This is a genomic window from Clostridium sp. D5, from assembly GCF_000190355.1.
Taxonomy (GTDB): Bacteria; Bacillota; Clostridia; order Lachnospirales; family Lachnospiraceae; genus Faecalicatena; species Faecalicatena fissicatena_A.
This window is the reverse complement of sequence record NZ_GL870813.1, coordinates 355,273-376,546: the sequence shown is the minus strand read 5'-3', so window position 1 is coordinate 376,546 and position 21,274 is coordinate 355,273. Positions and strand designations below refer to the sequence as shown.

General features: G+C 45.6%; 19 protein-coding genes. 5 read left to right on the top strand and 14 right to left on the bottom strand.

Features of this window, described 5'->3' with window-relative positions:
• Window positions 1-746: 746 nt before the first annotated feature.
• Window positions 747-1,643, bottom strand: coding sequence for an AraC family transcriptional regulator (locus tag HMPREF0240_RS13480; protein WP_198137799.1), 897 nt, complete (start codon window positions 1,641-1,643; stop codon window positions 747-749).
• Between the two features lie 193 nt (window positions 1,644-1,836).
• On the opposite strand from HMPREF0240_RS13480, the gene HMPREF0240_RS13475 reads away from it, so the two are divergent.
• Window positions 1,837-2,874: a uroporphyrinogen decarboxylase family protein gene (locus tag HMPREF0240_RS13475; protein ID WP_009003969.1), complete on the top strand. Its 1,038-nt coding sequence runs from the start codon at window positions 1,837-1,839 to the stop codon at window positions 2,872-2,874.
• 845 nt (window positions 2,875-3,719) lie between these two features.
• On the opposite strand, the gene HMPREF0240_RS13470 is transcribed toward HMPREF0240_RS13475, so the two are convergent.
• The 3 genes from HMPREF0240_RS13470 to HMPREF0240_RS13460 form a co-directional block, all read right to left on the bottom strand.
• Window positions 3,720-5,360 carry a Na/Pi cotransporter family protein gene (locus HMPREF0240_RS13470; RefSeq protein WP_009003968.1) on the bottom strand — a complete coding sequence of 547 codons (1,641 nt, stop codon included), beginning with the start codon at window positions 5,358-5,360 and terminating at the stop codon, window positions 3,720-3,722.
• Between the two features lie 107 nt (window positions 5,361-5,467).
• Window positions 5,468-5,824: a SpoVA/SpoVAEb family sporulation membrane protein gene (locus HMPREF0240_RS13465; protein ID WP_009003967.1), complete on the bottom strand. Its 357-nt coding sequence runs from the start codon at window positions 5,822-5,824 to the stop codon at window positions 5,468-5,470.
• Between the two features lie 53 nt (window positions 5,825-5,877).
• Complete coding sequence (locus tag HMPREF0240_RS13460; RefSeq protein ID WP_009003966.1) at window positions 5,878-6,888, bottom strand: stage V sporulation protein AD; 1,011 nt, start codon at window positions 6,886-6,888, stop codon at window positions 5,878-5,880.
• A 183-nt stretch (window positions 6,889-7,071) separates the two neighbouring features.
• Here HMPREF0240_RS13460 and HMPREF0240_RS13455 point away from each other — a divergent pair, with 183 nt between their 5' ends.
• The 4 genes from HMPREF0240_RS13455 (at window position 7,072) to HMPREF0240_RS13440 (ending at window position 9,526) form a co-directional block, all read left to right on the top strand.
• The gene (locus tag HMPREF0240_RS13455; protein WP_009003965.1) at window positions 7,072-7,446 is read left to right on the top strand and encodes a GntR family transcriptional regulator; all 375 of its coding nucleotides are present in this window, start codon (window positions 7,072-7,074) and stop codon (window positions 7,444-7,446) included.
• A gap of 3 nt (window positions 7,447-7,449) precedes the next feature.
• Window positions 7,450-8,331, top strand: coding sequence for an ABC transporter ATP-binding protein (locus HMPREF0240_RS13450; protein ID WP_035313417.1), 882 nt, complete (start codon window positions 7,450-7,452; stop codon window positions 8,329-8,331).
• Complete coding sequence (locus HMPREF0240_RS13445; RefSeq protein WP_009003963.1) at window positions 8,319-8,981, top strand: ABC-2 transporter permease; 663 nt, start codon at window positions 8,319-8,321, stop codon at window positions 8,979-8,981. Before HMPREF0240_RS13450 ends, HMPREF0240_RS13445 begins: the two co-directional genes overlap by 13 nt.
• Window positions 8,982-9,067: 86 nt before the next feature.
• Window positions 9,068-9,526 (top strand): SpoVA/SpoVAEb family sporulation membrane protein, encoded by a 459-nt coding sequence (locus HMPREF0240_RS13440; RefSeq protein ID WP_009003962.1) that lies wholly within the window; start codon window positions 9,068-9,070, stop codon window positions 9,524-9,526.
• Window positions 9,527-9,563: 37 nt separating this feature from the next.
• Here the strand turns inward: HMPREF0240_RS13440 and ptsP are convergent, their stop codons facing one another.
• From ptsP to HMPREF0240_RS13395, 10 genes are all read right to left on the bottom strand, one after another.
• Window positions 9,564-11,276, bottom strand: a complete 1,713-nt coding sequence (gene ptsP, locus HMPREF0240_RS13435) for a phosphoenolpyruvate--protein phosphotransferase (RefSeq protein ID WP_009003961.1) — start codon at window positions 11,274-11,276, stop codon at window positions 9,564-9,566.
• Window positions 11,277-11,300: 24 nt separating this feature from the next.
• The gene (locus HMPREF0240_RS13430) at window positions 11,301-11,576 is read right to left on the bottom strand and encodes an HPr family phosphocarrier protein (RefSeq protein WP_009003960.1); all 276 of its coding nucleotides are present in this window, start codon (window positions 11,574-11,576) and stop codon (window positions 11,301-11,303) included.
• A 23-nt stretch (window positions 11,577-11,599) separates the two neighbouring features.
• The gene (locus HMPREF0240_RS13425; protein WP_009003959.1) at window positions 11,600-12,922 is read right to left on the bottom strand and encodes a phosphomannomutase/phosphoglucomutase; all 1,323 of its coding nucleotides are present in this window, start codon (window positions 12,920-12,922) and stop codon (window positions 11,600-11,602) included.
• Window positions 12,909-14,348 (bottom strand): FGGY family carbohydrate kinase, encoded by a 1,440-nt coding sequence (locus HMPREF0240_RS13420; RefSeq protein WP_009003958.1) that lies wholly within the window; start codon window positions 14,346-14,348, stop codon window positions 12,909-12,911. Before HMPREF0240_RS13420 ends, HMPREF0240_RS13425 begins: the two co-directional genes overlap by 14 nt.
• 5 nt (window positions 14,349-14,353) lie before the next feature.
• A complete protein-coding gene (locus tag HMPREF0240_RS13415; RefSeq protein WP_009003957.1) occupies window positions 14,354-15,763 on the bottom strand; it encodes a PTS transporter subunit IIC in 1,410 nt (469 codons plus the stop codon).
• 27 nt (window positions 15,764-15,790) lie between these two features.
• A complete protein-coding gene (locus HMPREF0240_RS24410; RefSeq protein WP_009003956.1) occupies window positions 15,791-15,943 on the bottom strand; it encodes a hypothetical protein in 153 nt (50 codons plus the stop codon).
• Window positions 15,940-17,112, bottom strand: coding sequence for a uroporphyrinogen decarboxylase family protein (locus HMPREF0240_RS13410; RefSeq protein WP_009003955.1), 1,173 nt, complete (start codon window positions 17,110-17,112; stop codon window positions 15,940-15,942). Before HMPREF0240_RS13410 ends, HMPREF0240_RS24410 begins: the two co-directional genes overlap by 4 nt.
• A 143-nt stretch (window positions 17,113-17,255) precedes the next feature.
• Window positions 17,256-17,552 carry a PTS sugar transporter subunit IIB gene (locus HMPREF0240_RS13405; protein ID WP_035313415.1) on the bottom strand — a complete coding sequence of 99 codons (297 nt, stop codon included), beginning with the start codon at window positions 17,550-17,552 and terminating at the stop codon, window positions 17,256-17,258.
• A 216-nt stretch (window positions 17,553-17,768) separates the two neighbouring features.
• Window positions 17,769-18,230: a PTS sugar transporter subunit IIA gene (locus tag HMPREF0240_RS13400; RefSeq protein WP_009003953.1), complete on the bottom strand. Its 462-nt coding sequence runs from the start codon at window positions 18,228-18,230 to the stop codon at window positions 17,769-17,771.
• Window positions 18,223-20,382 (bottom strand): PTS sugar transporter subunit IIA, encoded by a 2,160-nt coding sequence (locus HMPREF0240_RS13395; protein WP_009003952.1) that lies wholly within the window; start codon window positions 20,380-20,382, stop codon window positions 18,223-18,225. The genes HMPREF0240_RS13400 and HMPREF0240_RS13395 overlap by 8 nt, the downstream gene beginning before the upstream one ends.
• Window positions 20,383-21,274 lie beyond the last annotated feature (892 nt).

The following is a 21,274-nucleotide window of genomic DNA, read 5'->3' as shown; positions in this document are numbered from 1 at the left end:
GAGGGGCGCTTTGCGGAAGGGGAGACGGGATGCACAGGCCTCCCCGGTGCATCCCGCCTCCCCTTCCGCAAAGCTGGGTGGCTCCTGCCGGGAGGAGTGGAGCGGTGGACCGTACGGGCGAAACGAAAGGTAACGGGGGCTGTGGATCCGTATGATCGACAGGCGGGAATAGCATGGGCCAATTTTGATTGTGTACAGATAGTAGAACAACCGCCTCAGGATAACAATTACTAGATAGTATTTCCAGAGATAATGATGATATACGGGGAATAGCGTATAGATAAAAATATACTCTAAATTAAAGTGGCGTATAAGTAAAGGCTCTGAATTTGATAAAAAGCTGAATACAAAAATTTACCAGCAGCGGCAGCGCGATGCATCTGCGAATTGATCCACCTTCCCCGTCTGCGCCCACCTACAGTATAGGGGCACTACCGCCCTGATGCAGCCCAGCCTGCCGGGAGTCAGCCGGGGGAGGGAGGGCGGGACACGTCCGGGTATTTCGGGATGCATAGAATGCGCTTAGTCCCCCTTATATCAAAATCGGACGCCCACATGGGTAGAATCTGCTTCCGAAGCAGATTCTAAGCCGGCCTGAGCCGCGGAATTCATCAGAATTCCACGGTGAATGCCGGCGATCCCATGTGGGCGTCCGATTTTGATATTAGGGGGACTTAGCAAATGGACCGCATCCGAAATACCCGGACGTGTCCCGCCCTCCCCCGGCTGACTCCCGGCAGGCGAACCTACTCAATCCGATAAGCCCCCCTATACTGCGCCGGAGTCATTTTTTCTTTTTCTCTGAAGCGGCGTATGAAATGGCTTGTGTTGCAGAATCCCAGTATTTCCGATATTTCGTCTACCGGAAGTCTCGTCTGCATCAGCATCTGCTTTCCCTTGCGGAGTCTTCTGTTCATGACGAATTCCTGCGGAGTCATGCGGTAGATGATCTTAAACTGTTTGATAAAGTAGGGCAGGCTGATCCCGCACACATCCGCCATCTTACCATTTGTGATTCCGTCCTTTAAATGTGCATCTATATAGGCTTCCACGCGGGAAAAGTTTGCTTTTACATCCTGAGATATTTCGGCCATGGCGTAGCGGTTCTCATTTTTTAATATTTCCAGCAGCAGGCTGTAAATCTCTCTGGAAACGTTCTGGCGCTCATCGATCATCAGTTTCTGCTGTAAGATTCCCAAAGCCGCGGAGGCGTCTGAAAATACCATTCCTTCGATCACGGGGCCCTGGGTATCCACAATGTGGCGTGTCAGTCTCCTGCTGTCGCCTCCGTAGAACTCTACCCAGGACATTCCCAGAGGCTCTGATTCATTACTTCGGTACGAATGCTCCTCTCCCGCAGGCAATACGATCACCTGATTCTTTCCCAATTCATAGGACTTGCCCCGGAAAGTCAGCTGTCCCTTACCCGAAAAAATACAGAACACCTCGCAGCAGATCATGGTGCTGTCCCGTTCCACGAAAAACAGGCTGGGAATCCGGGATTCTATTCCGGTTCTGTTGACACGGTAATAAATACTGTCTTCTTCCTCCTGGATAGGGGATATGTAATAATAATCATGAAAATCTAATTCGCCGTTGCAGATAAACACATCTGCGAAAGGGGCATCTTTAATATACTCCACAGCCGCATCTCCCATCTCTTTTTTACTTCTATACTATTTCATTATAAGTTTGAACGAAATATACGTCAATTTCTTTCTAAGAAATAATACTCTCATACTATTTCATTATTTTCCAGTGTCTTGTTTACAGCCCCGTTTTTTTCTAATATAAGGTTAAAGGAGTTGAGTACTCAAACGAAAGGAGATTAATAAAATGACAGGTAAAGAACGTTTTCTTGCTGCGGCTGCAAGGCAGCCTTTAGACAGGCCCCCAATATGGATGAGCGCACCAATAGGAAAGGAAATTGATATACTCTGCCAGTATTTTGGAGTATCTAACTGGCACGAACTGCAGGTGAAAGCAGGCGATGATGTATATGCTTTTGATATCCCTTATGATTCCGGCTATGCCACCAGCATAGCGGCTGCATTTGACTGGTACCGGAACGGCTCAAATGTGGATCCTGATCACCGGACCCTGACGGCCGACGGCTGTTTTAGAGATGCCCAGGAGCCCTGTGATCTGGACTTTTTCGACTGGCCGGACCCCAGGAAATATATTGATGCAGAAGAAGTAAGACGCCGCTGTGCATTGGCACCGAAAGGCCGTGCCACTCTTGCACAGGTATGGAGCGCCCACTTCCAGGATACCTGCGCCGCTTTCGGTATGGAAACGGCTTTGATGAACATGGTTGCCAATCCCGAGATTTACATGGCCGTTGATGATAAAATCGTGGATTTCTATCTGAAAGCTAATGAGGTTATATTCGAAGCCACGAAGGGAATGCTGGATGCAATTATCATTGCCAATGACTTCGGAAGTCAGCTGGGACTTCTATTATCCCGGGAAATGATTCATAAATTTGTTATGCCGGGGGCAAGAAAGATTATTGATCAGGCACACAGTTACGGAGTAAAAGTCATCTACCATTCCTGCGGTGCAATTTTTGATGCTATGCCGGAACTGATTGAAGCCGGGGCCGATTTTATCCATCCGCTTCAGGCTACTGCTGCCGGGATGGATCCACGCCGGATCAAAGAAGCTTATGGGGACAAAGTTTCTTTCTGCGGCGGTGTGGATATCCAGGAACTGCTTCCCAATGGCACCCCTGAAGAAGTCCGGGCAAAAGTCCGTGAACTGCGTGAGATCTTTCCTACCGGGCTTGTTCTTTCTCCGAGCCAGGGAACGATACTAGACGACGTTCCACCGGAAAATATTGCAGCAATGCTGGATGAAGCCCTGAAATTATAATAATTGAATGCATGTTAAACAAAGTATAATCCAAGCTGTAATAATCTAAGCAACAAACAAGCGGTATGCCCCTTATCGGGAGCATACCGCCGTTTGTTATCAGCAGCCCGTTTCACGGTCTGCGTGTAGTTCCTTGTAAACTGACCGTACGAAAACATAGTGGCGGCAGGCATCCAGCCCTTCGCCGTAGGCGAATTTCAATGGGCTGGATGCGTAACAGTTCAGGCCTGCCTGAACTGTTACAACTGACCTAAGCTAAGGTTTAAACTACAATTTGTTTTGATTGAATTAACCTTGGCTACATGATAAAATAAAAACGTATAGTTGAACAGAAGTCAGAGGATAGTCTGGTGGTTTCCTTCGGAAATAAACGAAGGAGGAAATGAGGCATGGATACTCTTGAAGTATTGACGTTGGTGCTGGTGATTTTTGCAGCGCTTGCTTACATAGATAACCATCAGAACAAAAAATAGCTATCCTCTACTCGCAATAGAGGATAGCTAGTAACTATAAATTACTCAGTTATCCGAAGTTCAATCATCAGACCGACAAATGTCTTTTGATTACTTCTAAGTAAATTATACACTGGGGACTTGAAAAACTCAAGCCCCCTTTTACTTTTTGTCAGTGGCCCGTTTCACGTTTCACGGTCTGCGCGTAGTTCCTTGTAAACTGACCTAAGTGGAATTGTAAGTATCATATCGTTTTTGCGTCAAGGTATAGAAGATAGATAGCATATGGTAAGTGGAAAAAGGATGTAGCACACCGGCTAAGCTGGTGGTTATGACTAGAAGGACTGCCGCACCATCCCGCTCTCAGCGGTTTCGTGCGGCAGTCCCTTCGGGTTAATTTGCAACTGTAAGTACTTCTTCTGCAATGTTTCTTGAATGATCAGAGATACGTTCCAGACATACCAATGCGTCCAGATATACGATACCTGCATCCGTATTGCACTGATTTGTTGCCAGACGTTTCATATGCTCCGTACGCAGGCGGATTTCCAGGTCGTCTGCCTGGCTCTCTTTCTCAATTACCTTCATTGCCTTTTCTTTGCTGTTTTCTTCAAATGCTTCTATTGCATAGATATAGCTGTCTATACAGACATTAATCATCTCTTTGAGTTCGGCAGTGCCAACCCCTGAAAATTCCGCTTTTCTTTCCTGCAGCGTTTCAGCGAACTCGGAAATATTTTCACAGTAATCACTGATACGTTCAATGTCTGACAGTGTCTGAAGGATGCTTGCTATATGCTGATGCTCCTTCTCATTGATGGACAGGGCGCTGATCTTGATCACATAATCCGTTATACCGCTGCACAGCCTGTCCACAACATTCTCTTCTTCTTTAATTTCCAAAATCTCCTGATAGTCTTTCGTAAACATAACATTTTTAGACTTCTCCAGAGTTCCCTTTACGATCATCCCCATACGGACAACTTCACTGACTGCAGACTGCAGGGCAATACCAGGAGTCTCCAGGATTCTGTCGTCCAGAAGTACACGGCTCTCGTCCACTTCCCGGTCGTCTTCCTTTTCCAGCTTCTTGGCAAGTTTGATGATCCAGTCGGAAACGGGGAACAGAATAACCGTGGTGCCGATATTAAAGATTGTATGCACCGTACTGATCTCGGTCTGTGTAATAATACCGCCTCCTGCATTCGGATAGATCACTTTGAAGAATACAATCGCTATCACACTGAACAGGACCGTTCCTATAATGTTGAATAAAAGGTGCATGACTGCCGCTGTCTTTGCAGTTTTCTTTGCGCCGATGCTGGACATGATGGCCGTCACACAGGTACCGATGTTCTGTCCCATGATAATATATACCGCCGCATTAAACGGAACGAGTCCGGCCGCCGCAAGACTCTGCAGGATACCCACAGAAGCGGAAGAACTCTGAATAATGGCAGTGACAACCGCTCCTGCAACAATTCCGAGAAACGGATTGTGGCCGAGCATTACAAATATATTGCGGAATCCTTCTGATTCCTGCAGAGGTGAAACTGCGGATGACATGGTCGTAATACCCACAAACAGAAGACCAAACCCGATAATAATACTTGAAACATCTTTTGTAGAACGCCTTTTTCCTGTCAGCATCACAATAACACCGAGCATAATTGCAATCGGAGCCAGATTACCCGGGCTTAAAAACTTGGCCCACTCCACACTGGATACAAGCCATCCGGTAACTGTCGTACCGATATTTGCACCCATGATAACACCCATCGCCTGGGTCAGATTCATAATCCCCGCATTTACAAATCCGACAACCATAACCGTAGTCGCTGATGAACTCTGGATAACGGCCGTAATAAAAGCACCGAGCAGAACACCAAAAAACTTATTCTTCGTCAGTGCTTCCAGTAATGTCTTCATCTTGCTGCCGGCGGCATTTTCAAGCCCCTGGGCCATGATCTGCATACCATATATAAACATGCCAAGGCCACCGACAAAAGGGATAATAATGCTTACGTAATTCATACGTTTCCTCCTAAAAATATACAGCTATATAAAATTTTCCCGCACTATTACGATAACATTATCATTTACAAAAAACAACATAATTTTACATATATTTTATATGGATTTTATTTTTTCATGCGCGGCTCAAAAATAAAGGATGCCACATATCCAAAAATCAATGCTGCTGAGATTCCCACAGCGCTCGCCTTGAGCCCTCCCATGAAGACTCCCAGAAAGCCGTTTTGGTCTACAGCCTCTTTCACGCCCTGCCAGAGCACATTGCCGAATCCAAGCAGCGGAACGCTTGCCCCTGCCCCCGCAAACTTCTGGAACGGTTCGTAAATATTCAAAAAACCCAGTACGGCACCGGTGCAGACAAGAAGAACCATGATTCTTCCCGGCATAAGTTTCGTGCGGTCCAATAAAATCTGCACCAATGCACAGATAATACCGCCTATTAAGAATGCTTTTAAATAATCCATAAAAACCTCCTGTATGGACGCAGTCTTAATTGCTGCGCCTCTCTTCTATTAAACTAACAGTGTTCCAGTACAATGGCATGTGCGATGCCGGGAACACTTGCTCCTTCGTTGTAGCTGACAGTGGACATCAGCGCACCCGTCGGCACAAACAGAATTCTCTTCCACTCACCCTTTTTCACTTTGGGCAGAATATATGCCGCCAGAGTGACCGCCGCACAGCCGCAGCCGCTTCCTCCCGCATGAGTATCCTGGGACTGTTGATCGAAAATCGTCATACCGCAGTCCATATGCTTTGTTTTAATATCATAGCCTCTTCCCTGCATCAGGTCGAACAGGATATCCTGTCCCACATAGCCCAGGTCACCTGTCACAATTCTATCGTAGTCTTCCACTTTTCTGCCAAAGTCCTGCAGGTTCTGTGCGATCGTGTCGGCCGCAGCCGGTGCCATGCAGGCACCCATATTCTGGGAATCCTTCAAGCCATAGTCCACGATTTTCCCGACGGTCACTCCGCTGATCCGGACATGGCTTTTTTCGGTACCCACCAGAAATGCCCCGCTCCCGGTTACAGTCCAGTGCGCAGATAAAGGCCGCTGGTTCGCATATCCCAGCGGAAAACGGAATTCCTTCTCTGCACTGCCGAAATGACTGGATGTGACTGCCAGCATATAGTCCCCGTATCCGGCCGCGACGCTCATTGCACTGAGTGCGAGTGCTTCCCCGGAAGTAGAACATGCCCCGTACAGTCCGAACATCGGGATCTGCAGGGCCTCGACCCCCATCGAAGTCGCAATGCCCTGGCGGAGCAAATCGCCTCCAAACAGATAGCGCACTTTTTCCGGAGTAATATGTGCTTTCCCCAGAGCAAGCACACATGCCTCTTTCTGCATATTGCTTTCTGCCTCCTCCCAGGTCTCTGCCCCGAAAAGATCATCCTGGTTTGTCATATCAAATAATTTTGCCAGCGGTCCTTCCGCTTCTTTACTCCCGACAACGGAGCCGCTGCTGATTAAATAGGGAGATTCTCCAAAGCCGATGCTCTGGCTGCCTTTTACCTGATTCATCTTTTTCCCTCGTTTCCATTTATAGTTTGCTTGGATTTTACAAATTAGTATACCTGGCTTTTTCCAAATTATTCATTTCAACATTCTCTTGACACCTCCATTCTGTTTGTATATACTGTACCTATACATTAAGTACAGTTAAGCACGCTTATAAACGGACTAAACCAGAAGGAGGGAGCAGACTTGGATATTATTCTCAGCAGCAGCGGCGGTAAGCCGATCTATGAGCAGATCACATCCCAGATCAAGGGAATGATCATGAGCAGTCAGCTGAAAGCAGGAGACGCACTGCCATCCATGCGCATGCTGGCAAAAAGCCTTCACATCAGCGTCATTACTGCCCAGCATGCTTACGAAGACCTGCAGCGCGACGGCTTTATAGAAACAATCCCGGGCAAAGGTACATTTGTCGCAGCCCAGAACAAAGACTTTATAAAAGAAGAACAGCTGAGGATAGCGGAGGGAAAGCTCAAAGAAGCCGCTGACATTGCAAAATGCAACGGCATACCGCTTACCAGGCTTTTCAATATTCTCGAATTATTTTACAAGGAGGACTGATTTATGGAATATTTTACAGAAAATATCCTGAGCGTAAGCCATTTAACCAAAACCTACAAAGATTTCAAGTTGGATGATGTCTCTTTTACGATTCCCCGTGGTATGATCGTCGGTCTGATCGGTGAAAACGGAGCAGGAAAGTCTACCACCATATCTGCTGTTCTGAATATGCTCTCCATCGACAGCGGGGATATCAGCGTATTTGATATGGACTTCAGAAAACACGAACGTGAGATCAAGCAGAAAATCGGAGCAGTCCTGGATGAACTGCACCAGATTCCTCACCTTTACTGCAGTGATATTGACAAGATTATGAAGCGCTCCTATATGCACTGGGACAGCCATCTTTTCAAGGAATATCTTGGCAGATTCCATCTGCCGGCTGACAAGAAGGTGCGGGAATTATCAAAAGGCATGAATGTAAAGTTGAATTTTGCCATCGCTTTATCCCACAACCCGGAGTTTCTGATACTTGATGAGGCAACATCCGGTCTTGATCCGGTAATCAGGGATGAGATACTGGAGCTGCTTCAGGATTTTGTCCTGGACGAGAAGCATTCTGTCCTGATCTCGTCCCATATTACGAGTGATCTGGATAAAATCGCGGATTATATTATATTCATGCATGAAGGCAGGATCAGGTTTATAAAGTCAAAAGAAGAGATTGACACTCACTATGGCGTGCTGAACTGCAGAAACGACTTTTTTGAAGCTCTTTCACCCGATGATTATCTGGCCTATATAAAAGGAGATTACTCCGTACAGGTGCTTATCCGTAATAAACAGGCGCTTCTCGCCCATTTTCAGGACCTGGTTATCGAACGGGCTACTGTCGAAGATATTATGCTTTTCTATATAAAGGGGGTTATCACATGTCAGGATTAGTGTACAGAGATTTGCTTACTTATTACAGAAAGAATACCAAAGTGACATATATTCTGGAAATCGTGTATTTTTTATTTTTCCTGCTTGTACTGAGAAATATCTACGGCGCCATTACTTTTCTGGTGATCGCGGCCCCAATCAGCATGTCAGGACTCCCGGCTACCATGAAGGACCTGGATAGCAATTACAAGGGAATGATATCTGCAAGGCTCATGCCCTATACACAGAGGGACATCGTTACATCACGGTTTAAAGCTGCATTTTCCTGTCATCTCCTGTACCTGGCCGAAATGCTCATTTTCTGCATCCTGCATCACGCCATTACCGGAGATATTTCCTGGAAGACATACTTTCTGCTGTTTCTTGGCGGCTGGCTGAGTGCTATATTCATCACTTGCGTAAATCTATTATCAAGCTTTATCACCGGAATGAATGCGGCTGCCATTATTTATCTGATCACGACGGTCCTGCCGGTCGCACTCTTTCTGTTAATCATGCTGACTGATTTATATGAAATTATCATGCCGCTATTTACAGGAAATCATCCATATATATTCTGGATCTTTACTGTCCTGCTGGATGTCATTATGGTTGCCGTTAGTTATCTGATATCCGTAAACAGGTTTACGAAACAGAGTGCAAAGCTGTAAAAAGTAAGCAGAATAAGGTTTCATGGTATATTCTATCTTTTTTTCCAGATACTAATCACATTCTATTGATTAAAGGAGAAACAGATATGGATAAAGTAGAAAAAATGAAGCAGGAGAAGCAATACCAGGATTACGTAAAGCAAAAAACCCCGGTACACAATGTTTATGCCAATATGGCAAAAGCCTTTGTCACAGGCGGAATCATCTGCACAGTCGGACAGTTCATCTACAATTACTGTGAACTCCAGAGTTTTACAAAAGACGAGTGCAGCAGCTGGACTTCCCTGCTTCTGGTTTTGATCAGTGTCATACTTACGGGTATCAACATCTACCCTAAAATAGCAAAATGGGGCGGAGCCGGAGCCCTCGTCCCCATCACAGGATTCGCCAACTCCGTTGCCGCTCCTGCAATTGAGTACAAAAAAGAAGGGCAGGTCTTCGGGATAGGATGTAAAATCTTCACCATAGCGGGGCCGGTAATCCTGTATGGGATCTTTACAAGCTGGGGGCTGGGGATTATATATTGGCTGTTTAAGGTTATATAGGGGGAGGTCGCCTGTATGGAGGGGGTGAGACGTGTCTTCATTCAGCGGAAGAACAGGTAAAGCTCTCTATTAGACCTAATACCTCCTGTTCGGTACCGCAGTTTTGAACTGTATCAGACAACTGCTGAACCTCCTCTAATGTGTACGTTGAAATGACCTTTTTTACTGAAGCCACCGCACTGGAACTCATCGACAGTTTTCGAAATCCCAATCCAATCAGGACAGGGACTGCCAGCGTGTTTCCCCCCAGTTCTCCGCATATGCTGACGGATTTTCCACATTGATGAAAGGAATCTGACACATACTTCAGCAAGCGGAACATGGCGGGATGGAAATTCTGATAGTATGGCTGGACATTGGGATTCATTCGGTCCGCCGCCATCAGGTACTGACAGAGGTCGTTGCTTCCGACAGAAGCAAAGTCCACTTCTTTTGCCGCACGATCTGCAAGCAGTGCAATCGACGGTATCTCTATCATGATACCAATGGGAATTTTCTCGCTGTAACTGATGCCCTCTTCTTTTAATTCCTGCCGGACAGCTTCTATGCACTTCTTTGCTTCGCGGATTTCATCCAAGCCGGATACCATGGGAAACATAATCCAGAGGTTGCCATAAACAGATGCACGAAGCGCTGCCCTCAACTGTGTCCGGAAGATCTCCGGTTTACTCAGGCAAAAACGCAGCGCCCGATTTCCCAGAAATGGATTTGCTTCTTTAGGAAACTGATAATAGGGAAGCGTTTTATCTCCGCCAATATCCAATGTTCTTAGAACCACTGGCCTTTCTCCACTTGTTTCCAGGACTTTTTTGTATGCCTGAAACTGCTCCTCTTCTGAAGGAAAATCACGCTTCCCCATAAACAGGAATTCTGATCTGAACAATCCCACAAAATCTGCTGCATCCATGCCCTTTAGCTCCTGGCTGTTATCTGATCCCAGATTCAGGCCGATTGAAACAGGCTCCCCATCTGCTGTTTTTGCAGGCATATTTAAATACTGCTCTTCTTCCTTTTTTATTCTTTCATTTTCTTTTCTGATCTTACTATATTTTTCTTCCAGTTCTTCATCCGGTTCCAGATAAAGAACTCCCCCAGCAGCATCCAAAATGGCCCTTGTCCCTTCCCGAACCAGTGACATAAGATTCTGAACGCCTGATATAGCCGGAATTCCATAGTTTCTCGCAATAATTGCACTATGGGATGTGCATCCCCCTTCCTCCGTGATAATACCTGCTATTCTGGAAATATCCATGGCTGCCGTATCGGAAGGCAGCAGCTCTTTTGCTGCAATCAACACCGGTCCATCCTGTATCTGTATTCCTTTTTCTTCCTCTTTTGTGCAGTTCCTCATTAACCGGCGGCAGACATCTCTCAGATCATTGGCCCGCTCCTGCATCAATTCACTTTTGGATTTAGACAATTTATGTACAAAAATGTCATAGACAGCTTTCACAGCCCTTCCCGCCTGATATCTGTTTTCTGCAATCAGCCTTTCTATTTCGGCTGCTGTCTCTTCGTCCTGAATCATGTCTATATGAGCTGTAATAATCTCCTTATTATCCCCTATTTCGCCTCTCAAACGCTTCAATTCTGCCAGGGATAACTCCTGCGCGGTCCGAAATTTCCGTATTTCCAGAGATATCTCCCCCGATTCAATCAGTTCTTCATCAGCCTGGACACTGTACGGTATGTAGACCTGTATTTTTCCTGTTGAAACTCCCTTTGATATACAGATACCCTCCAACTTCATTTTTCTTTCCTCCAAGTATGTCTCTTACTCCCCCAAACCAGCATCAATCAGGTCTATCAGTCCATTTACCGCAGCTTCTTCGTCCGCTCCATCCGCGCTTATCTCTACCTCTGTCCCTTTTTCTATTGCGCACGACAGTATCTCTATAATAGATTTGGCATTCGCCGTATCACCTTCATCCTCGGATAAATTAGTAACCATAATTTTCGATTGAAACTGTTTTGCTTTTGCAACAAAATCTGATGCGGGACGTGCATGAATCCCCTTTTCATTTACTACCGTTGTTTTTCTCTTAAACATAGTCTCCTGTTACTCCTCCTGCATTAAGTCAATTGTAGTTCTGGCGCTGTCTGATTTAAACATTCCTTAACTTTACGAATCCCATCCTGATCCGCAGCCTCAATCCGCAGAGTCAGCGCCGGCTCTGTTACTGATTTTCTCACAAGTATCCAGCCTTCTGGAAGCGTGATGCGCAGACCGTCCAGATTATCAATGGGATATTCCTGATATGCATCCCGTATTTTTATCAGAATACCATCCTGTTTTTCATATGGTACTGAAATTCTGATATCGGGTGTGATACATGGCGTCGGAATCTGGTCTGCCAGCTCACTCAGACGTTTACCGCTGTGCTGTATGATCCCTCCCATTTTTAAAGCTGCATATATTGCATCATCATAACCAAGTTCTTTGAAAAAATAGTGGCCGCTGATTTCACCGCCCAGTTCAGATCCGTTTTCAAGGAACGTTTTCTTAATAAACACATGCCCGCTGCGCTCCATGACAGGTGTGCCTCCCAGCCGGACCACTTCATTGCGCACAATACTGCTGCACTTCTGATCATATACGATCGAGAAATCTTTTTTTGCAATTCCATTTATCAGTATTACAAACGCCTTCTCGCTCTGCACAACATTCCCTTTATCGTCTATAAATACCGCCCGGTCCCCATCGCCATCGAATGCCGCCCCAAAATCAGATCCAGAGCTGCAAACCTGCCGGCAGACTTCTGAAAGATTGGAATAGACCGCCGGATTAGGATCTCTGTTTGGAAAAGTTCCGTCCGGACGACAGTATAACTCATCTACCTGATAACCAAAGCTGCGGAAAATCTCCGGCGCACACAAGCTGTTCGTTCCATTTCCACAATCCAGAGTAACTTTCAGACTATTCATTGCTGTCAGATTATGTAAATGCTTCCGGTAAGCGTCCATCACATCTGCAACCTTGCAGCTTCCTTTTTTCAGTACAAATTTTTCCTGAACTGCCAGTTCCTCTATTTTTTTAATGGTTCCGGGCATGATCGGATCATCCCCAAACATTAACTTTATCCCATTATACTTGGCCGGATTGTGAGAGGCTGTGACAACCGCCAGTCCATAAGCGTTCAATCCGTCACTGCTTTTTGCAAAGTAAGCAGCCGGGGTAGGCGCAATACCAATATCCGTGACTTTTGCCCCTGTATCATACAGGCCATTTATAAAACTTTTTTTCAGGCTTTCCGTACTGGTACGAACATCACCGCAAACTACAATATCTCTTCCCTCCAGCAGTGTCCCTACTGCCCCTCCAATCCGGTAAGCCTTCTTCTCATCCAGTTCCTCCTGATAGATTCCCCGGATATCACAATCCTTAAATATACTCATGTTCGACCTGCCTTTTCTTCTCTACCTCACAAACAAATTCCTGATAGTATTCGTTATATATTTCCGCCTTCACAGGATCCGGTTCTATCACCTCCCGAATACGCCCCATGCATTCTACAGCCTTTGAGAGTTCTTTAAAATAGACCGTACTGGCCGCCAGCATGGCACTTCCTGCAGCTGCATCAGTAAAAAACGGGATCTTTAAGGTTCGGTTCAGTATGGCGGCACGTGTATGCAGCCACACTTTTGACCGGCAGCCTCCCCCGGTTGTATAAATGGTGTCCGGGACCAATACTCCCATCGTTTCTATAGAGTCATAGCACATTCTTTCCACATACCCGACTCCTTCCAGTACCGACAGATATCTGACGCTCTCCTCTTCCCTGCCCATGCGCATCAGGGAAAACCCTTCAAAATCAGCCTGTACAAAGGGAAAACGTTCCCCCCTTGCAGTCAACGGATAAACCAGGTTTCCCGTAGGTGCAATACGGCTGCTCTTCTGGTTCAGTTCATCCAGTCTTTCCATGCCAAACCACTCGTTGATGCACCGCCCTCCGACATTGGATGCACCGCCCGGCATCCACCAGCCCTGGGGATGTCTGTGGGAGTATATAACTCCGCCCGGATCACCGATCAGATTTTCCGTAACCCCTTTCACAATCAACGTGGTTCCCAGTATACTCGCCCAGTCACCCGGCCTGGCCGCGCATGCTGCCAGAGATGAGGCATAACCGTCTGTAGCACCTGCACAAATGGGAGTCCCTTTTTTCATTCCTGTTGCTTCCGCTCCTGCCGCACTGACTTCTCCCAGGAGATAACCACATGGCAGAACCTCGGGAAGCTTTTCCTTTGGCAGCAATCTGGTTACAAATTCCGGCCAGCGGTTATTGGTAAGATCGTATCCTGCTTTTAGTGCATTGGATGTATCTGTCCTTCCGTAAATCCCTGTCAGCTTCCCAACAATATAATCCGTCTGATGCACATATCTTTTGGCCTGAATTCCGTTTTCCATGCACCAGAGTATTTTTGGAAGTGTGTACGAAGAATTGAAACGAAATCCAAACGCCGCCTGCTGCCTGCGGGCCTCTTCTTCAATCCACTCCGCCTGTCCTGCCGACCTTGTGTCATTATACATCATTGCATTCATCATCGGCCGATTCTGCTCATCCAACGGAATCAGCGTTCCTGATGTTCCATCTATAGCAGCTGCACATATCTCTGCCTGCGTATCTGACAGCACCGCAAGTACAGCCATCGCCGTCCGCCACCAATCTTCCGGATTCTGTTCCTGCCTTCCAGGTTCTTTTGACACATTCATGGAGTCAAATCCTTTTTTGCAGCTGTTCAACACCCGACCATCGGGAGTGATGACCACTCCCCGCACGCCCTGAGTTCCTATATCAAGTCCAATAAATGCTTTCTCCATCGTTTTTATTCTGAAGCTGATTCTTCAGCCTTTCCCGGCTCTTCGCTATAATCATATATGCCTTCCGCACACATCTCTTTATTCCGAGTCCGCATAATTTTCGCGAATACTAAGAACAGTGCAACAGAACCTGCCAGCACCAGAATTCCGCTCAGATCTCCGGTGAAGATGCCTGCGATTTTTGCAAAGGCCCAGTACATCCAGCCCATGCCAATCCAGATCACATTGGCAAATCCTTCATTTACGCTGACCGTACCGGAGGCCACTGCAAGCTGAGTCACTACTCCTGCAAAAAATGTAGCCACATATAATTTGATAACCGCATTAATCACAGCCAGTATAAATGTTTTAATCAGATCGCTTCTCGCCACTACTGTTGCGAAAATGGTGGCATCTATAAATACGATGGAAGCAAATGGAAGAACCGTATTACCAGGAAGTACAATCGCCAGCACCAGAAGTACAGGAATCAGCAGGATTGCACTGGTCCACATCGTCGCATCACCAGCAAGCACCGGCCAGTCAAGGCCAATATAAACATCCCTGTCCGGAAACCGCTTTTTCATGAAGGAACTCATGGCATTCGCCAGCGGCGTAAGCGCCTGCATAAAGAATTTTGCCACTGTTGGCAGTAAAACCATGGCTGTTGCTGCCTGGATGCCAAGGGTCAGAGAAGCGGTTACAGAATATTCTCCGCATAAGCCCAATACCGTCCCCATAATAAAACCAATGACATGATTTTCTCCAAAGATTCCTATCTTGTCCCGCAAATTATCTACCGTCACCTTCGGACATTTTTTCATAAACGGAATTTTTTCAATCAGCCATAATATGGGCACTAATATCACAGCATCCCACACATAGGAATGTGGTACCGAGATTCCCGGAATTTTAGTGACCGCATACACAGATTTACGCATCAGATCTGCACAAACTAGCTCTACTGCCACCCACACGGCTACAACAACCAGGGCAATGACAGCTTTCCCGGTCATAGCCGCTACGATAGCACCACAAAAACACTTCACCCATACGTTCCACATGTCCACATTCACAGTTTTCGTTACATTCAAAACAACCATCAGCAGATTGACTCCTATCTGAATCGGAAAACACAGTGCCGCATAAGGCCATGCCCATGCAACTGCCGATGCCGCCGGCCATCCAAAATCCAGGGTATCAAAACTCAGATTGAATCTGCTTACCATTGCCTCCGCTGCCGGTGACAATGCGCCGGTCATATAGGATATAACCAGACCGATTCCCGTAAAAGCCACCCCAAGCAGGATTCCTGATGAAATTGACTTTTTTATCTTTACTCCTACCGCTATTCCCAGAATCATGATAATAACAGGCATAAATATACTTGATCCCAATCCCAGAAAACCATTGACTATATTTAATAAAAACTCCATATCCTTCTCCTTTCTCTCTTCCCCCGACTACTCTGTAATCTTCTTTAACCACCCTTTTTTATATAAGAACATAACAACAGCAAAATTAACCAGAATAACTGCCAGATTCGGCCTGATAAATGAAAACACAGCCACAGCGGCACTTAAAATCACCAAAACTTTCATGAATGTTTTTCTCATATTCTCGTCTCCCGATCTATAATCTCATTCAGCCGGTTTCTATAATATGTAAAGTTCTCAAGCGAAACCCCTTCCGGTACGCTGTGATCTACATGAGGAATGAATCCCCCCTGCCGAAGCAGAATCGGCACCTTCTCCAATTCCTGATCTATCGCCTCAAAATTCCGATGAGGTGTCATCAGCACTCTTTTATTAATTCCACCCAGAATCTGAAGTTTCGGAAATGCTTCCCGTATCCGCAGCAAATCATTACCCGCATAGATTTCAAAAGGATACATTCCGGTTGCACCGGCATTGACAAATTCAGGCAGGATATCCTCCACAAATCCATCGCTGTCGACGATAATATGGTTCAGCCCGTATTGATGAAAAAAGTCGATCAACTCCACATAATACGGTGTAAAGAACTCACGAAACATGGCATTGGAAATCATTGCCCCCGCATTATAGCTGATATCTTCCCATATCATTACACAATCCATCTGCACATCCTTCAGGAAAAGAGACCAGTAGTTTTTAATCAGATCCAGATAAAAACGCTCAATCGCATGAATTAATTCCGGCTCTTCATACATGGCAATCATCAGGTTTTCATCCCCCATCAGAACCCTTGCCACTCCATAGCAGCCAAATGGGTTGCCTCCAAGCCGGATAGGGTAATCCCTGTTCTTCCACCCCTCCACCAGCCGTGCCCAGTTCTTCGGCAGCCGCTCGGCGTAATTCGTGTTATAAAGTTCCTGATACTTATTGAAATCCGCCAATGTCTCTACCGGATATTTCAATACATAATTGGTTGTATTGTCATCCTTCTTTTCAAAAACTTCTCTTCCAAAGGAATCTCTGTAGACAATTGCATTCTCCTCGTCCCTCAAAACCACCTTTGGCAGCTGCGGACTGATGTCAAAGGGAAACTTGGCAAAATACGGATCCATATGAAAGAAGCTCATCACATTTTTATCATAAAAATCATCATTCCCTTTGGGAATTGCAACCGGACCGCCGCGCACAACTATATTTTTTGTGTTTGTCTCGGGAAGCGGATTTACAACAGGCAGCCCCTGTTCGATAAATCCCTCGACACATTGATACCAGTAGCTTGTTTCCACTTTTGGCGCAGGAGCCCCTGGCTCAAAATCGAGAACTGCCCTAAACTTTTCTCTAGCATTCATAGAATTCTTCTCCCTTTTTCTCCTTTATTCCCCGAATTTATCACATTGCATGCCCATGTATTGTATGCTATAATATCATGGGATTTTATATATCTTCTCATTTTAATTCATAAAAAAATATTGACAACCAATTCTTCCCCTGACTATTTAAGCAATATTTTCTTTAACTTTTCAAATTCCTCTTCGATGCCTACCCCTGTTAAAAAAGGAATTCCGTTAATCGTTTCCACACCGTACTTCACACCAGTCTTATCTATTTCTGCAGCGTTAATGATTCCTACATATATATCGGCGCCCTGGATCTCATTCTCCAGGTTTTTCAGATCAATTGATTCAATCTTTACAGGAATTCTCTCCTCTGCACACAGTTCACGAATAGCTGATGCCACCGTAGTTGACGTTGCAATACCAGATCCACATGCTACAACAATTTTCTTCATAATTTGCATCTCCTTCATTCATTTCATTTTTTATAGCTATGAGCACTTAGTGACCGTATTCTGGTCACTTACGTGCGATGCATAAAAAATAGTTGGTGAGGTTATTTCGAGCCTTACTATTTTTTATAGCTATGAGCACTTAGTGACCGTATTTTGGTCACTTACGTACGATGCATAAAAAATAGTTGGCAAGGTTTTTTCGAGTCTTACTATTTTTTACAGACATATTTTTCTCAGAGTTTCTACTACGGCTTTGCTGGACCTCTCACTCTCCAGGATATGAAAAATCTCCACATCCTGCATCGCTCTCATAAGCTTTCTTAACATAGACAACTGTTTCTCCGGCTTGTCAATTGCCAGCAGTACGATCAAACCACAGAGGATACTTTTGCTGTGATCATCCATCCTGACAAACTCCAGCGGCTTTGGCGGCCGGATAATAGACAGTGCCGAGCCAATACAATGCTCGCTGTACGTATGAGGTATGGCAAAATTTCCATGCACACCTTCCAGCCCCGTTGGATACTCCTTTTCCCGAATGATAACCGCCTCCGGATAACTGCTTTTTACAATGCCCAACTCCTGCAGCTTTTCACCGGCAGTATATATCATATTTTCAAAACCACCTTCTAAACCATTAAAAATCAATTTTTCTGAAATTACTAAATCATCACTCACAGGGTTCCCTCCACTTTTGCTGCATAATTATTTTTACGATTGATGCGCAGTTCTTTGAATTTATTATTTTGTCTACATTATCCCTTTTACGAAGTATGCTAAACAGCTGCGCAACAGCTCTCAGGTGAGCGGTGGAATCCGGAGCTGCCAAAGTAATCACCAATCGTATGGGATCACAGTCATCCCGCCCCACAGTGACGCCTTTTTCAAGTGTCAGTATACTGATTGCCGCAGAATACACATTGCCATTATTTTCAGCATGTGAAAAAAACACCTGTGGCATAATCGCCATGTACGGTCCCATCTGAAGAATATTTGACACTATATTATCTGCATAGCTGGCCTCAACCGCACCTGTTTTCTCAAGTAAACTTACCCCCTCTCTTACAGCTTCCTGCCAGCTTTCTGCCTGAAACTTGACCTGTACAACACCCTCGTTTAACATATCCCAGATATTTAACTGTCCACGTAAATTTTTATCTCCCCTTTCTGTCTGTGTGTCTTCACCACTAAGCAGCTCCTCGATAATCTCCATTTGTAAATACTGTTTATCTGCGATATCCGTATATTTTTCCAGCCGTTTCAGCAGTCTGGAGCTGGTGTCTACCAATTGATCGTAGCGGGCTGTTCTGTTCACGGAGCGCCTCAATACCGCGGCAACTTTTTTCTGGTCTTCCATCGTGTAACAAGGAGATATCAACACATACTCCTGAGGCGCAAGCCCTGCAATCTCAATCGTACTGATGATATGCTGATAAGATTCCCTGGGAATCTTATGAAATTGCCTGCTTGATGCAGTAATGATTGCATCTACCTGAAACTGCTGCCGCAGCTGGATTGCGATTAAATTAGAAATTCCAATTCCTGCGCCACACACCAGCAGGACCTTATTTGAATCCTCCCGGCTCTCATGGATCTCTATCTCAATCGTGCGGAAATAGACCGCAATTGCCGATATCTCTTCATCCTTCAGGCGTCTCCCAATACAATTTTCGAAACCACCAATGGCCATTTTAGTATAGTTAAGACACTCTATGTCTGTAAAAGCCTTTTGGGCACAGGAACTTTTATTTGCCGGCAGCTTTAAAAATGCAAGGGCCATAACTGGCTGTATATGACGGATCAGCTCTTTCCTCAATTTCTTCCGGAATACTCCAAATTGTATGCCGGACACTTCTTCATAGACGGAAATCATCTGTTCAACCGTATATTCCATGATTTTGTAATGCTCAGCTGTACACAACATTCCCAGTACCTGGGATCCGCTGTACAGACCTGCAATAATATAGATTCTGTCATCCATGCCTATCTGCACCTGATACTGCTGCCCAATCTTTTGGATCAGCTGCAGTTCCTCCTGCCAGTCATCAAACAATTCAGCAAATGCCGGAGGATGATATACACTTTCTTTTATTCCGGCCTGTATCCGGGCAACAAGAATAAAAATCTGAAGAAAAATTCTTACAAATGCCTCATCGTCTAACTGTATTTCATGTTCACTTTCAAATGCTTCAATAGAACTGTAAATCAGTTCTCCACGGTCATTCAGCCGGTCAAACAGCATATCCGTCAGTCTGGAGCCGTCTATATGGGCTATATCCCCATGCATATACGCTTTCAGATTACCAAAATTCACGTACTTTTGATAACACTGGATGATCAGTGTCTGACGGTCAAACTCATCTCCTTCAATATATGCGCCCATGTTATTTTTCCTCGCAAGGGTCAGCCCGCATCTTCTTACGGCCTCCTGAACCCGCTCCATCTGCCGTACAATCGTAGCATCCGAAACATTCAGCATCTGGGCAAAATACCGCTGTGACACCGGCTTGTTTTCAAGCAGCAGCGCGGCGAGAACGATATCATTGCGTTCTTCCTTAGAATATGTATACTGGTAAGAGGTTCTCCTGTTCTGCCACAAAAGAACAGAGTCCAAAAGCTTGTCTGTTATATGAATTTTTATACCGCTTCCATACTTTCTTTCAACACAATTAAGCCCCTTAGACCCCAGAAATTCCTCAATAGTATCCACATGCCTCCGAACCATCCTATCGGATATTTGAAAGATTTCAGCAAGCTTAGTATAGGACGTAAAGTTTTTCTGCTGCACAAGATAATTCAATATTTTAATGCACTTCTCATTCATTTCCATTTCCGCACCCCGTCACTTTGTCTAAAATCCCACCACTTTTCATCCCCCTTTTGTATATTATTATATCAATTTAATTATTTATTTCAATACATTCACTTTTCATTACTTACGAATCCACTTTGAACAAATGAAATGTTTTTGCATTCAGCGCTAAAGTTGTGTTGAATCGAAGATATATGAAAGGGGGGCGCCTGTATGGAGGGGGAGAGACGGGGCGGGAAAATTCCACGGGCATTCTGGAGACGGGCCGTTTGCCTAGTCTCACTAGATAAAAACCACACCGAATTGGGAGGCACCAGCGGCATTCACCCCGCAATTCTGATGAATTGCGCGGCTCAGGCCGCTTTAAAATCTGCTTTGGTGAGCAGATTTTAGCCTCCCAATTCGGTGTGGTTTTTATCAAGTGAGTCTACGGCGCACTCAACGCCTCCAGAATGCCCGTGGAATTTTCCCGCCCCGTCTCTCCCCCTCCATACAGGCTGCGTGCCTCCAATGGGGAAGGGCCTTTAGGCTCCCTGACGGATTGCCTTTACGGGAGCGGCGGATTGGACTGGCAAACCGGATGTCGTATTGAGAGAAAATATTTTTTATCATGCCCTGGTATTCGTCACTCATTTCCATCTCATTCTTTTCCTGAAATTCAGTTTCCATCTGCTCCCATTCTTCTCTAGAAATCCGCTTCCCAACCACCCCCATTCTTCTCCGGGAATCCAATTCCCATCCGCCTCTCCCGTCTTGAGCTCCCCCCAAGTGACGGCGATCTACCGCCCGGATGCGCCCAGCTGTGAAAAACCCCGGAATGCCTGCGGCTGCGGGAAACGGATACAGGGGGGACTGGAAGCGTCTTTACGGCTGTTAGCTGGAGTTAAGCAAAAAGGAAGGAAAACCAGGG

What these genes read in the sequence shown, in the direction of transcription:
- HMPREF0240_RS13475 (WP_009003969.1), top strand. Translation starts at nt 1,837, where the DNA reads ATGACAGGTAAAGAACGTTTTCTTGCTGCGGCTGCAAGGCAGCCTTTA.
- HMPREF0240_RS13470 (WP_009003968.1), bottom strand. Translation starts at nt 5,360, where the DNA reads ATGAATTACGTAAGCATTATTATCCCTTTTGTCGGTGGCCTTGGCATG.
- HMPREF0240_RS13465 (WP_009003967.1), bottom strand. Translation starts at nt 5,824, where the DNA reads ATGGATTATTTAAAAGCATTCTTAATAGGCGGTATTATCTGTGCATTG.
- HMPREF0240_RS13460 (WP_009003966.1), bottom strand. Translation starts at nt 6,888, where the DNA reads ATGAATCAGGTAAAAGGCAGCCAGAGCATCGGCTTTGGAGAATCTCCC.
- HMPREF0240_RS13450 (WP_035313417.1), top strand. Translation starts at nt 7,450, where the DNA reads ATGGAATATTTTACAGAAAATATCCTGAGCGTAAGCCATTTAACCAAA.
- HMPREF0240_RS13445 (WP_009003963.1), top strand. Translation starts at nt 8,319, where the DNA reads ATGTCAGGATTAGTGTACAGAGATTTGCTTACTTATTACAGAAAGAAT.
- HMPREF0240_RS13440 (WP_009003962.1), top strand. Translation starts at nt 9,068, where the DNA reads ATGGATAAAGTAGAAAAAATGAAGCAGGAGAAGCAATACCAGGATTAC.
- ptsP (WP_009003961.1), bottom strand. Translation starts at nt 11,276, where the DNA reads ATGAAGTTGGAGGGTATCTGTATATCAAAGGGAGTTTCAACAGGAAAA.
- HMPREF0240_RS13430 (WP_009003960.1), bottom strand. Translation starts at nt 11,576, where the DNA reads ATGTTTAAGAGAAAAACAACGGTAGTAAATGAAAAGGGGATTCATGCA.
- HMPREF0240_RS13425 (WP_009003959.1), bottom strand. Translation starts at nt 12,922, where the DNA reads ATGAGTATATTTAAGGATTGTGATATCCGGGGAATCTATCAGGAGGAA.
- HMPREF0240_RS13420 (WP_009003958.1), bottom strand. Translation starts at nt 14,348, where the DNA reads ATGGAGAAAGCATTTATTGGACTTGATATAGGAACTCAGGGCGTGCGG.
- HMPREF0240_RS13415 (WP_009003957.1), bottom strand. Translation starts at nt 15,763, where the DNA reads ATGGAGTTTTTATTAAATATAGTCAATGGTTTTCTGGGATTGGGATCA.
- HMPREF0240_RS24410 (WP_009003956.1), bottom strand. Translation starts at nt 15,943, where the DNA reads ATGAGAAAAACATTCATGAAAGTTTTGGTGATTTTAAGTGCCGCTGTG.
- HMPREF0240_RS13410 (WP_009003955.1), bottom strand. Translation starts at nt 17,112, where the DNA reads ATGAATGCTAGAGAAAAGTTTAGGGCAGTTCTCGATTTTGAGCCAGGG.
- HMPREF0240_RS13405 (WP_035313415.1), bottom strand. Translation starts at nt 17,552, where the DNA reads ATGAAGAAAATTGTTGTAGCATGTGGATCTGGTATTGCAACGTCAACT.
- HMPREF0240_RS13395 (WP_009003952.1), bottom strand. Translation starts at nt 20,382, where the DNA reads ATGGAAATGAATGAGAAGTGCATTAAAATATTGAATTATCTTGTGCAG.